We start from the raw sequence: 13958 nt of genomic DNA, 5'->3' as shown, positions 1-13958 counted from the left end.
GCGGTAATTCGAACCTTTCGATTGGCAAAAAACTTAAGTAGCGCCTTTAGTCTTTACCCTAAAGCTGTATTGGCTACAAACCTAAAGAGGCATTCTCAAATCCAAATTCTACATCATCAAAGAAAAATTCCTCAGCGCCTTGCTCAATCTCATCATCAAACTGCTCTTGCATTTGACTTGTTAGACTTGACTGGAACTGGGCCTCAAATTGGTAAAATTCAGCTACCGATTCAAAACGTTTGCAATAGACTCCGGATTTTGCCTCTTCCCGGTCAATTTCTTGAGCGAGGAACTCTAACTTCGCATTAAGCGTATCTATCTGAGTTAATGTTTGTTTCTGGAGGTCATCTAGTGCACTCGCCAACTCAGCTTGTTGTATTTTAATTACAGGCAATAAGTGGCGTCGCACTTGATTGTTACAATGCTCTTTAAAATCATCCAGTAGATCTTCTCGATCCTGTTCAGATTCCTGAGAAAACACGGTGCTAACGACTAAAGTCATCGCGTTTTTCCAAAAAGATTTAGGCTTAGCTGCTTGGGTAACTTTCTCGTGTAAAAGCATTAAATCTGCTTTTAAATCTTCATCGTGAATTTGATCTATTTCATTCGAATCTAAATTAGCTAATGTAAATTTTTTGATTCGATCTCTATCTTGAAAACAATGCCGCACTGCCTCTGAAAAACCATTTAAATCGCCTGGGGTTTCCCCGCGGACATAAGCATTTAATTGCAAAATGACATCGACCTGTCCTTTGAACTGAACAGGAAATAATTTCGAATCAGTGGGATTAACAGCCGTATGACTTAACAACGGTAATTGTTCACGTTTAAGCTGCTCTAATTGTATAGATAACTCCCGAGCCCCAGCTAATTGCCCTTTATGTTCTACTTGCATTCGCTTTAATTTAGGGATTTGAGAATTATAGCGAACGAAGTCTTTAAGTGCTGGATTCTCTCCTCTGCCCTCAATCACTAAATCTAAATAATCATTAAACCCATTGTGGCCAGGTTTTAAACGAACATCCATAACATGGAAATTCTTCATGCCTGCTAATTGAGTCTCAATTTTGGTTGCTTTAAGCTTGAAATATTTGCTTTCATCCATTAACTCTTGATGATTCTGTTCGCACTCATGCCACATTTTATTTATTTCGCCACGTAACTGGGTTAGTGGTGCCAGAAGACCCGCATCGGCCTTACTAAGTTTAGCTATTTTATTAATAATGACATCATTCATTTCATAAAGAGCATAAACACTATCGCTATTTCTTTGTATCTCCAGTAATTGCGACTTAATTGTCCTCCACCCGCTATGTCCATTCAACAACATCGCATTCTCTTGCTCTAATCGATGTAGTGCAACATTAAACTTATCGCGCATTACCTGATAGATAGCCTCCTCTTTACTCTCTTGAATAAAGGTCTTATCCAAAATGTTCGGCCCATTGCCGATCAGAGTTAAGCCATCTAAGGTAGCCAAGGTTTCTTGGATCAAATTGCGCGTATTTTTATGTCCTAAAGGAAATATCCATAACCCCTCCAACCGCGCCTGGTGCTGCATTAGAAGCCTATAAAGATTTTTAATCGCTGCTAGACGTCGATCCGGGTTAGTCTGAGCTTTTAATGAGGTAACTGCGGTTAAAATATCACTGGCTGCATCAGTAACGGCAGTACGCTCTAAAAAGTATCCTAGGCCACGATTGCCTTTAGCTGCCCAGGAAAGTTTATGTTCCAATTCATCAGTAATTTCATCGACCACATTATTAATGTAAATATCTTTTAAGTCAGCCAAAGCAGCATCTTCTGGATAATCTACCTGCTGAGCCACGTGAAGCAATTCTTGAATAACGGGTTGCATTGCATATTTCTTTTCAAAATCTTTATCAGCAAACCAGTCTACGTAAGAATTTAAAAATAAAATTAACGCGCTCAAAGTATCTGCATAATTTATTTGAATTAACAAATTCTCTCGAACAGATTTGCTTAATGCAGTTTCATTAGCAATCACCTTGCTAATATGTTGTTGCAATAATTTAGCCTGATTTTTAGTAAATGCTGTCCGATACGTATCGAGATCACCGTCAGAGTAACGCATCATCGCGCCATTTACGTCCAATCCTGAAGCAACATAACGCTGTGCTTGTTCTTTTTTCATCTGCGTTGTTTTTGCATTCTTAATCGCTTCGACTTCATGAAAACGGAATTGATCACGGATGGATACATTCGCAAAATATTCGCTTCGCAACTCATCGAGTGAATCATGATCAATGACTACTGCAGCTTTTGCTTGCAATGCCGTACAGGTTGTCTTCCATATGTCTACAGCTGCTTGCTCAAACTCCAGCACGGCTTCCTGAAAACCAGTAAGCAACAGGCTTCTTCCCTCAGGATCTTGGCGTTCATAAACGCTAAGATAAAGATCTGGCCGGCCGAGAGGATTAATGCATTCTTGCCACTTCTCACTTAAGGCACGGGCCAAATTATCTTTTAGCCCTAACAACTCATTACTTAATTGCGATAATTCAGCTTTCGAATAAATAGAATATAAAAATGCTTGCCAGCCATCAAATTGCTTCATTACCACATAACGCATGTCAGCAGCAGACTGGTTATAACGATCTTGAATTTCCGTAACTTCTTTTCGTTTACGACGCACTACATCAAGGTCTGTAAACATTAGCTCACGTTCAGCATCGTCATAATAATTCCAAGATCTAGCACGTACTAGGTCTTGAGCCTCATAAATAGCGGTATATTTACCAGGCTTTTCATATGTGGAAATTCGACGTAAAAACTCCCGCACATGACTTGCAGAATCAAGATACGTTTGTATTGTTAAAAATCCTTCAGAAAGGTCAGTATTAAAAAAAGTACCCCTGCCTAGTGAAGAGGCAGTAGTAATCGTCACCGTATTAGGTTTACCCGCCATTCTCAACCAGGATTGCTTATTGGTCATATCCAACACGCCAATCGTACGTGTTTCACCATAATATGCAGTTAACATTTCTTGAAGATAACGAACCTCGTTCGCATCTTGTGCAATTAACACAATAGGCTGCTCATTTACAGCAGTAGCAAGAACGTTTTGAACCATCCTACAATACTGTTCTTCGTGTTTCGTAGGAGCTACTACCAATTCGTTCTGAGCATCATGCTGGCATGAGGGTATAGCGCTCGCAGCAGTGACATTTAACTGCTCACATAACTCTTTTAACTTATTCGCATTCATTGTTTTAGACAGCCCAATAATGCGTCCCTGAGCTTTATAATCATCAACAAAATCTTTTACCGAGGCCTGAACTATCGTGCTACGTACTGGATTAAGAGGAAATTTCCGTCCCAAATCCAGATATTCTTTTTCTAAGCGAACATGTAAAAAGGGCTGTACTTCTTGAGCAATACTCGCTCCCGTCTGAGCCGCCATCAAACTATAAGGTACCGCTGTATAGATATTTGCTCCATGACCTAAGATCTCAAAGTCTTTCCCTTCGACCATACGCTGAGCCGTTACAGCAGAGTCTATCCACTGATTTAATCGATCTGTAGATATATTTTTTAATTTTGCCCGATGGTTTCCAGTTGAAGCATGTTGTTCTAAAAATCCTCTTAACTGAATAAAATCTTGGCGTTCGCTCCATGCGCTAAGTTTAGTTAAATTTTTGAACTGGGGCTGATTAATAAACTCATTAACTAACGGATAAATCCAAGCATCTGGGTGCTCACCAAGCTTATCAACGGTCAAACTAAATGCTTGTTTGTCATTTAGAGCCGAAAGATCGGTGCCACAAAGAATTAAGTTTGTTGATAATGAGCGTCCATTTTTTTCAGCAATTAAAGTCTCTTGCCTTTGCTGCGCAAGTTGACGGTACAACGCTAAATCACCCATCGTAGAGCAATTGATGCCCCCTGTAGTGTAAGTTCCGAAAGCTGAATCAGCCTTAAGACAACTGGAATCAATGCCCACAGAGGCAAAGAAATCTTTATGGCCAAAAACATAATAATCTTTTGTTATTTGCTCAAAATTTGCATAGCACAAATCAACTGTACCGCCGTCAGCCTCAACCCATTGCATCACAGCAAGTAATGTATTAATAACTCGTGCATCTTGGTCATGCGCAATCTGCATCAACAAATTACGTCGTTCATTTTTTAGTGACAACAATACCGCTGCCAATTGCGGAGCATAAATAATTTGGCCAGTTGCCCGTTCATATTGTTCACGCAATACAGCAATTAAGTTTAATTGAGCATTTAATTTGTCTGCAGGCGAACTATTCGGTTGGCGTATCGTTACAATCAAATGATCAGAAATCAATCGTAACTCAGCTCGAGAAATCGCGGTTAAATCCTTATATTGTGTATCCATCCCTTTAATCGCTAAAGGTGCTTCTTTGCCAATAGCATTGATATAGGTAATTTGTTGAGCTAAGTCATGTTGCTCCTGGGAAGTTAAATCAGCACCTTCCAGCAGGTTTTTCACTTCAGCAATAACCCGAGCTACTTGTGACATATCAAATTGTTCTTGTACCACCTGCTCGGCAGTCTTTGTTACCGTAATGCCGAATTCTGTATCGTGTTGATCCGCACGCCCTTTCTTAGGATCTTTATCAAACTGCTCAATATCAACCTTTAACTCTTTGGCGCTTCCATTTAATAGAATGATAAACTGCTCTAAATCAGGGTAAGGAGGACTTTCAAATAAAGAAGCAATCTCGCTTAAATTAAACTCTTGTATTTCAAGACCTTCATGTAATTTAAACAGCAATGGCAATTTATCGTCAGCAACATTTTGGCTATAAGCGTTGAGAATCTTGACCCAAGCCTTTAAAACCGGCTCACTGGCACCAAAAAACTTAGCTAACAACGTATCATAGTGATGTAGTTCCGCGGCACTACCTGTGCTACAGGCTTTAATTAATGAGGTCATTAAAGGCAATATTGTTCTTTCTGAACCAGAAAAAACTTCAAGAACAGCAAAGGTATGAGTAATAATCTGTTCCAATAACACACTATTTATTTGCTGCACATCAAGTTTTTTGATCAACTCCATCCATGCATCAAAGAAAGCATAAGCCTGGGCTGGCTTACTCCCTTCTAGCTCATAGATCTTTATTAATTGCTCAAATGGGAATAATGTAGTCATAGACAAATTATGTCCAAATGACAACTGCAATAGTTTCATATAAGTAGCAAAATCAACAAGGCCTGCTATTCGATATTGCATTAAATTAGACACCTGCTGAATGGCATTATCGAATTGCTCATCAGAATACTCCGAAGCGGCATGCATCGCATTTAATAAAATATCTAATTGCTCAACAACATTGTCTTCTGCTATTTGGCTAAATCCTGTTAGCAACTCTCCCATCTGCGCAAGGGTAAATGTGCATCGTTGCTCATTAGATGAAGTTACCTCATTAGCTAAGCGACTAATACAACGACGAAAATCATTATGATAGTTATTTTTGAGGTCAATTAACGCGTTAATGAGTAGCGCGAGCTCATCAAACTGTTTGCTTGTATCAGATACGAAATCATCATCAAATTCATTGTCAGAAAAATCAGGAATTAGGCCTAGTAAATAATCATCAAACTCTTGGTTTGCTGTTTGCAATGAGCTTATGGCCTCAATAATATGCTCTTCATAATCTTCAGGATTACTGGGCTTTTTCAGCCCCATTACCGGGAGATTGCCTATTGCTGTATTAGGTAACACTTCCTGAATTAAATTTAAAATAGTATGTTCTTGGTACTCAGGCTCCATAGCTGCTATATTAACTGCCTCAATGCTTACTTCATGAACAATTTCAATCAATTGCGTTAAAGATGGTAAATGGTAAGAGGTCTTAATATCAATATCAGCAAGCAAAGCTAATAATAAGCTCCGCGGCTCTTCAGGAAGAGCTAAAATATTCCGTGCTAAGGTTTTAACTTGAGCTTCAAACTCTGAATCAGGTACTTCAGCCGCATCGTTGTATAGAGGAATATCATCACTAATGAGGGCTAGCAACCTCACAAATTGTGCTAAAGAGTTAGGCTCTTCTGCAAAACATTCTGATAAGTGTCGACCTAACTTAGACGTCAGTTGTAAGTGCCTTAATAAAAGATTGATATTAAACGAATTAATCTCGGTAGTTTTTGCCTGAGCGAGAGTAAGACGTGCTTTATAACTATCAATCAAGAATGCGCCAATATGACCATAAGCATGTAGCGAGTTTAGAGAAAGAGCCATGAGTACAAGCATATTAACTCGTGCATCAGAAGCAGTTGCAACATTCTCTTCCTGGGGCTCCACAGCAGGTATAACCAGCCCATCCAGAAGCGCCTTTAATGTTTCATTATTAGCATGTACATTATTTGCTGAAATAAGAGGAATGTAATTAGCCTTCTCATCTTCAGGTATCTCGATTGCTGAACCATGATTGAGTAATAATGTATCGAAGAGAACGTTTAACTCATGTAAAGAAGGCATGTGCTCTTGATCACAAGCCCCTAATGCCCCCAAACACATTAAGAGAACAGGCATCAACCCTGTCTTCACATCGGCATCAGGAGTAATCATTTTGGCAACAGTCGTCATCTTATTGATTAAGTTCTGAAGTGCCGTAGAAGGATCGCATTCTTCAGTGCAAGAACGTATTCCGGTTGTAGTTAAAAGAACAATCCCAAGTAATGCAGAGCGAATATCATGGCCAAGATGACCATACTGACTGTTTATTTGGGCTTCAATATCTTCATAAACATCCAAACTATAAGCCCAATCCTGTGTACCGATAAAGCGATAAAATTGGGTACGTAATTCTTCATCTGTATGCTCTTCTGCAAAGAAGGTAGACAGCTCTTGGGAGGTATGAAACTCGAGTGCATTGACCTGCCCAGAAACTAATCCCATGTGGTGAGAAACTATACGATATTCCTGGTCATAATCAGCAGTAAAATCCAAACCATAAAGATGTGCCAATTGCTCTTTGGGATCAGCTGAGTTTTGAATAATAAACAAAGCTCTATCCAAAGCTGGTTTCATATGCTGAATATTTACTAGAGGACAACTTGCAGGTAACTCTTGAGCAAGCTCTCCTAATTCAGCGAGAAAATAAGAATAAGCATCAAATAGTTCATTAAAATTAGCTCGTGCCCCAGCTGCTTTATGCTGACTAACTAATGAGGACCACCACATGTATTGTTCAGAGGTCAACTCAGATAATTTTTGAAGATTCTCAAGCCCCTTAGGTGTTGCCAAGTCAGCATAACTTTGAGGGCTGTCCAGAAATAAGGTGTGCAAATCGTTAAAAAGCTCTTGTTCATGAAGCGTTTTAAATTGCTGTAAAACTAAGACGACCCCATCAGCGCCTGCATTAGCCAATACATAAGCTAAGCCGTGGTAATGTGAATTAGTTAAAGGTAAAAATTTCAATAAATTCTGAATACGTCGTATTTTCAGTGGCTCACGTTCTAGCTCGGAAAGAAAAAAGTTTAACGCGTTTAGGCGTGTTGCTGTTGCGATTTTGGGAGCAAATAAATGAGCAAATTCAGTCTCATAACGTACGCTATTCGGTGATTCATTTCCAATTAGTTTAAATTGCTGAAATGAACCATTAACCGTTGGATTCATCCACTCGGGAAGAATAGTTAATGGCGTAATCGTATCCAGATGCTGTGCTTCCAGATCGGGGCTATAACATAAAACCAGCCCTTCTTCATTGGTAGGTTGAAGAGAAAACCCTGCTGGTAAATTATCCAAAACGACCCCATAAGCGAATTCAGGGTAATAACGAATAATTTGCTCCATGGCCCCAGTCTGCACATGGGTTATTTTCTTACCTTTTTCGGTAGATACGCCTACCAATCGGTCCCATAAGAGCTGTAAATCAGGGGCTTTATCTTTAAAAAGTTTGTTAGCAAAACGCTTTGATTTTGCATTAATCGTCTCACGATCAACAAGCTCACCAAGTGTATCCATTGGCACAGGTTGCTTCTGAACCACATCACCGACAACAGCTTCTCTTTGCTTTCTTAAGCTTGCGACTATAGGTAGGCTCGGTTGTTTCGTGAGTGCGGGCTCCCCTGCCGGGATTTGTATATTTAAACTGGCCCCTTGTGTTCCTTCAAGCCAATTCTTCTTAGATTTTCTTAGAGGAAAGACAAGTGGTTGAAAAGATCGGACTGGCTGAGGTAATTCTGCAATTTTTTGTTGAAAATCAATGGATAATCTGCGTCTTTTGCTTGCCAAATACGCATCATCAAAAGCTAATTGAGCACTACTATTCTTTAAAGATGCTATTTGTAATTTATAAGTATGAGGGTGCTCAGGATTTAAAAGAAACTCGACAATCTGCTCCACATGCTCTGTTTCAAGTGCCTCACATTTTAAGCGAATAAGTACTTCTTTCGATGCAGGCTGGGCCTCTCCATAAGTGTCTTCTAAATGGGCAGTAAACTCTTGGACGGTATCAAAACTCAGAGTATCTACAGTGATCTTCATGCAAGCCATCCCCTTCAAATAACGAATATTTAGATCTTATTGTTCATTGAGTGCGAAAATATAGCACAAATAGCCTTAAGATAATATGAAGGAATGAATAATTTCAGTGCAAATTAGTTAATCATAGTGAAACTAAGTAATATCACATTACTCGTCTCATGGTTATGCGAGTAGATTGACTGATGTAGATAACCCAGATCCATAATAGTTGATTTAGAAAGCTGCTTGGCAATTCCGATAAATGCTCGATTTTGTTCAAATAAATATGGCGAGGTCCACTGGGGATGGTTCAAATTGAAAAAAAACTCATTGAAAGTAGACAAAGAATAATTGTGCCATTTAAAAGGAATTCTTAACCAAAGTCGTTCACGCAAGCGAACAGCCGTTTGCGATTGGTTGCTTTGTTGCCGTTGTTCCAAGCGAGTTCGGCTTTGAAGACTAAAATTTGAATCATTCACTATTCGCCAATTTAACTGCTGCCACCATCGTTTTTCGGTATGTGTATTATTTGTTGGTGGTTTTATTAAAATCCAACCCGGACCTACAAAAAACATCAGGTTTGGATTAAATTGATAACCTAATCCCCCTAAAAAAAGAAACTGATTAAAAACCGATCTGTTATCAATCAAACGCAGTTGTGGTTCCAAATAATATTTAAAGGGTGAGTTTTCGGATATAGAGCCAATAATATTTACAACCGCCCAATCCTTACTATAAGTTCTGGTGCTATTGGCGGTTTGCATGCTAATACAAAGAAAAATACTAACTATTATCTTTATCCCAAAAGAACAACTTATTCTGTCCATAAAAATGCCCATCGTTTTAATTATTATCCACCTAATTAAATAGAGGAAAAACCATTGTATATCACTAATATAACTATGTATTCTATAATCTGTAATTATTTTAGGGCATACCTTTCTAATGAGTCTTGAGCGAGAAACCTCAGTTAATTGGAAGAACATGCGCTTATAAAAAATAAAGTTATTTTATTTAGCTCCCTTATTCTAGTACTATAAAGCCAGATTTTTAAATAAAACACAATTCATGGTTACCAAAGAAAAATGGGACAAGCTCGTGGAGTTAATGCGCAAACTTCATATCAGTGAAGCAGAGCTCATTGAAAAGTTTATTGTGGGCAGTGGCAAAGGAGGCCAAAAGCTACACAAAACCGCCTCAACAGTGTACTTAAAACATTCCACATCCGGCCTGGAAATAAAATGCCAGGAATCCAGAAGTCGAGAAGACAACCGATATTTCGCCAGGGTACGGCTGTGTGAAAAAATACATTATTTAGTGAGTAATGAAAAAAGCAAAGCCCAACAACAAATTGAAAAAATAAAACGTCAAAAGAAAAAACGAAGCAGACGCTCCAAACAAAAAATGTTAGATGAAAAATCTAAAAAGGGTGCAATTAAAATATTAAGAAAGTCTCCTCAATCTTATGAATAAAGGAATTTATTTCCAACTACCATCCGGCCCGCACATGCTTGCCACAGCAAAATACAAAGAAAACAATAAACAACGATAAAGGAAGGCAGATTGTCCAAATGTTTATATGCGAATAATTTTCACCGACAAATCCTACAAAAATCGCTCCAATTACACCGCTCAAATAATAAGTCATTTTCCAGGTGGCAAGACCTAAACCTTCATTGCCTGGGCCGAATGACGTTGCTGCTATTTTTTTTGAGATTGGTGAGAAAAGCATTTCGCCAATAGAAGCGAAGAATATAAAAATTAAACTCAATACCAGATAGCTGGTGATCCCAAATAGAAAATATCCAGCCCCTAAAAAGAAAGCCCCTGTACCTAACAACATGAGATTGCCCTTAGCTTGCAATTTACCAATCAACACTGGCTGTACAAATATAAGCATCATGGGGTTAAGCGATAAAATCAGCCATGAATAAAAGGGATTGTCGAAACGAGAGACCGCCTCTAAAGGAAAATAGATTCTAATTAATGAATAAATTACCCCATAAACAAACACAACGGGTATAATCATTCCTAGTGCTGCGAAATTCTTTTTAACTGAATAGTCCGTCTTTCTTTTCTCCATGACAAAACCATCATCCTTGCTCAGCAAAAAAATGGCTGAGAATAATAGGAGAAACCCAAACAGTAGAAATAAACTCTTCAAACGCTCCGCCTGAAAATAACTCATAAAAAAACTGCTGATAGAAAAGGATAGATTAAATACGACAGATTGAATAACAATAATTCGATTTTTCATTGCATCGCTATCAGCCAATTTAATGAGGGCAGTGAGATTTGCAATCATCATAAAGACCCCACCAATACCACATAAAAATAATATGGCGAGCAGGTAGGAATAGGTAGTTATGGACGAGAGTAGGAAAAAACCCAAAGCATAAAGGAATATCCCCAAAGCAGATACTTTCACAACAGAAATTCTGGTTGTTAAATAACCACTAATTAATGAGCCAACACAGGTTCCTAATGAGAAGGCGGACATTAATTTCCCGACTTGGAAGGTTGTAAAATGTAAGGAATGAACTAAATAAATTGAAATTAAATGTGAGACGCACATCGCTATTGATTCAATAACAACTAAGGGAATCACTTTTCCTGTGCCTTTGGGAACATCCGTATAATTCGCTAAATAATTTTTTAGCACCGCATTTGCTGCACTGTCCATACATACAACCTATTTAAATCCATTTTATCTAGGAGGGATATTCTGTGATATTTATATTTTTTGCAAGATGTAAATTAAAAAATCATCAGGATGGCATAACCATCCTGAGGCTCACTGAATTATTTCTCTGCATTCATTTTAGCTAACTCTTCAGGAGTGGCTAGGAATTTATCTTCAAAATCGATAACAAACCCGGCAAAAATACGCACAATTCGGTCATCAATTTTTTCAGGATAATGAACTGAAACACTCCAGTTATTTTCGCTCTTATTACGATTTAACTCAGCAATTGGATGAGGATTAGTATTAGATTCGAGAATAACAAAGCGGTCAAAATTTGCATTTGCGTAAGCACTACCTATGTACTTTGCATTGCCTGATTCATCATATTCATAAAGATTAAATTTAGCTGATTCGAGAGTAGCCATGTCACCATCAATCAGACCAATTCTTATTCCGCGAGTATCATAAATATCAATATCTGTTGCCCAAGGATAAATAGACCCTATAGAAATTACGCGGGTAATCCCTGTAGCCTGCCAACCATCTTTATTGGATAAATCATAGTTGGTACGAATACGAAATGCGCTCTTTTTTATTGAACCAGGATAAGTTTCTTTAAGTGGTGATTTGATTTGATACACCTCTGAAAACTTATAAATATCTTTGGTTAATACTAAATCATAAGGATGATCTTCATGAACACCATAGCTGTTAGCGCCTGTTGCAAAAACAAGTGCAAACAAGAAGAACATACATGAGGTAAATAACTTACGCATTACATACTCCTATGAGTTAAATTTATGTTTGAGACAATTGATGCCTCTTTTAGAAATGCAGGGCTATCATATATCATCTTTATTAATGATTTATTAAATCAATAAATTTAAATTTTGAGGAAGAAGTTCATCTCAAATTCAGGTCATCCAAATAGACGTTACTTAACTTCTTAAGGGAGGAATTACCGCGGCTTGACCACTGCTTCTAAAATGTAGGATGTTCTAAACAATATCCAATACCGCATTAAGCAATTGTCGGGTATACGCTTGCTCGGGTTGATGAAAAATCTTTTCACAAGACCCAAACTCAATCGCTCTCCCCTCTTTCATTACTAAAATATCATCAGCAATGTAAGAAACAACGCCCATATTGTGGGTAATAAACAAATAGGAAATACCAGTCTCTTGCTGCAACTCTTTTAATAAGTTAAGAATCTGTGCTTGAACTGAGATATCCAGAGCGCTTGTTGGTTCATCACAAATCAAAATATCCGGATCCGTAGCTAAAGCTCTGGCAATGCAAATTCGCTGTCGCTGCCCACCTGAAAACTGATGCGGATAGCGATGCAAACTGCTTGCGGGCAAATTAACCTGGTTCAAAAGTTCTTTTTGGCGCTTATTAATTAAAGAACGTTTCATTCCCTGAGCACGCATACCTTCAGCGATGATTTCGCCTACAGTCATCCTCGGATTCATTGAGGAAAAGGGATCTTGGAAAATAATTTGTACCTTTTTACGGTACTCTCTTAAGGCCCTGCCTCGCAAGGATAAAATATCTTGACCTCGGTAATGCACCGAACCGCCAGAAACGTTTAATAAACGCAACAGAGCACGGCTGGTAGTTGTCTTACCACAACCTGACTCCCCTACTAAGGCTAGCGTTTTTCCTTGCTGTAAACAAAAAGAAAGCTTATCTACTGCAGGAAATAATATTTTAGCTCGGCTAAACAATCCTTTTTTCTGAATAAAATCAACAGATAAGTCAGTGACTTGCAAGATGGTTTCTGTCTCCTTAGTTGCAACATTCCACGCAATTTTCTTTGCATCTAACAGAGGTAACTCATGACGCTCGGGATATAAATGACAACGTACTATCCGTTGATCTTGTTCTTGCAATTGAGGCTCTTCTTGATGACACCGTGAAAAGGCATAAAGACAACGCGGATGAAAACGACAACCCGAGGGTAAAGCCTCTAAAGCAGGAACAAAGCCTTTAATCACTGATAAGCGCTCTTCTCTTTTGGCAAATGAAGGCAAGGAAGCAAGCAATTGTTGCACATAAGGGTGTTTCACTCGTGAAAAAAAATCATGGACGGTCGATTGCTCTACAACTTGGCCTGCATACATCACACAAACGCGATCAGCCATGGCTTTCACTACCCCTAAATCGTGGGTAATGAGTAACATACTCATTTGATGAGTTCTTTGTAGCTTTTTCAATAATGCAAGTATCTGTGCCTGAATCGTTACATCCAAAGCAGTGGTTGGTTCATCAGCAATTAAAATCTCAGGGTTACAGGCCAAAGCCATCGCAATAACCACTCGCTGTTTTTGCCCCCCAGATAACTGGTGTGGATATTGATGCATTTTGATTTGCGGTTGAGGCATTTCTACTTCATTAAGCAATGCCAACATAGCCTGTTCTAAGCCTTGTTTTGAATAGGCTTGTTTTCTTTTCAATACCTCGGCTAATTGTTCGCCAATCGTCATCACTGGATTCAAAGCCGTCATCGGCTCTTGAAAAATCATCGCCAACCGCTTGCCCCTTAGTTGCCGCATCATCTGCTCTGGCAAATTGAGAATATCTGTGCCATCGACATTAATTTGACTATCAAGACCATAAGCGCCTTTATTTGGCAATAAACGCATCAACGCTAAGGAAGTTAATGATTTCCCACAACCAGACTCACCTAACAAGACTAAAGTTTCTCCGGGATGGAGCACGAAACTTAACTTATCCAATGCAGAAACCGTTTTATGTGATTCTTGGAATGCTACTGACAATAAATGTGCTTCTACCCGATGTTCCATATCT

Annotated in this window: 6 protein-coding genes; 1 reads left to right on the top strand and 5 read right to left on the bottom strand. The window is 38.7% G+C overall.

Annotated features, from left to right (window positions below; genetic code table 11):
* Nucleotides 1-73: 73 nt before the first annotated feature.
* Together J2N86_RS05110 and J2N86_RS05105 are read right to left on the bottom strand one after the other, a co-directional pair.
* Nucleotides 74-8482: a hypothetical protein gene (locus J2N86_RS05110; RefSeq protein WP_252581330.1), complete on the bottom strand. Its 8409-nt coding sequence runs from the start codon at nucleotides 8480-8482 to the stop codon at nucleotides 74-76.
* 113 nt (nucleotides 8483-8595) lie between these two features.
* On the bottom strand, nucleotides 8596-9288 hold the full coding sequence (locus J2N86_RS05105) for a DUF2490 domain-containing protein (protein WP_252581329.1): 693 nt from the start codon (nucleotides 9286-9288) through the stop codon (nucleotides 8596-8598).
* A gap of 241 nt (nucleotides 9289-9529) precedes the next feature.
* Between J2N86_RS05105 and J2N86_RS05100 the strand changes: the two genes are divergently transcribed.
* On the top strand, nucleotides 9530-9934 hold the full coding sequence (locus J2N86_RS05100; RefSeq protein WP_252581327.1) for a peptide chain release factor family protein: 405 nt from the start codon (nucleotides 9530-9532) through the stop codon (nucleotides 9932-9934).
* A gap of 16 nt (nucleotides 9935-9950) precedes the next feature.
* On the opposite strand, the gene J2N86_RS05095 is transcribed toward J2N86_RS05100, so the two are convergent.
* The 3 genes from J2N86_RS05095 to J2N86_RS05085 all read right to left on the bottom strand — a co-directional run bounded on the left by J2N86_RS05095 (nucleotide 9951) and on the right by J2N86_RS05085 (nucleotide 13954).
* Entirely contained in the window at nucleotides 9951-10961 is a 1011-nt protein-coding gene (locus tag J2N86_RS05095) for an MFS transporter (RefSeq protein ID WP_252582376.1), read from the bottom strand.
* 302 nt (nucleotides 10962-11263) lie between these two features.
* Entirely contained in the window at nucleotides 11264-11923 is a 660-nt protein-coding gene (locus J2N86_RS05090; protein ID WP_252581326.1) for a hypothetical protein, read from the bottom strand.
* A 222-nt stretch (nucleotides 11924-12145) separates the two neighbouring features.
* Nucleotides 12146-13954 carry an ABC transporter ATP-binding protein gene (locus J2N86_RS05085; RefSeq protein ID WP_252581324.1) on the bottom strand — a complete coding sequence of 603 codons (1809 nt, stop codon included), beginning with the start codon at nucleotides 13952-13954 and terminating at the stop codon, nucleotides 12146-12148.
* Nucleotides 13955-13958: the final 4 nt, after the last annotated feature.

This window comes from Legionella lytica, from assembly GCF_023921225.1.
GTDB classification, from domain to species: domain Bacteria; phylum Pseudomonadota; class Gammaproteobacteria; order Legionellales; family Legionellaceae; genus Legionella; species Legionella lytica.
This window is presented reverse-complemented; position numbering and strand designations above follow the sequence as displayed.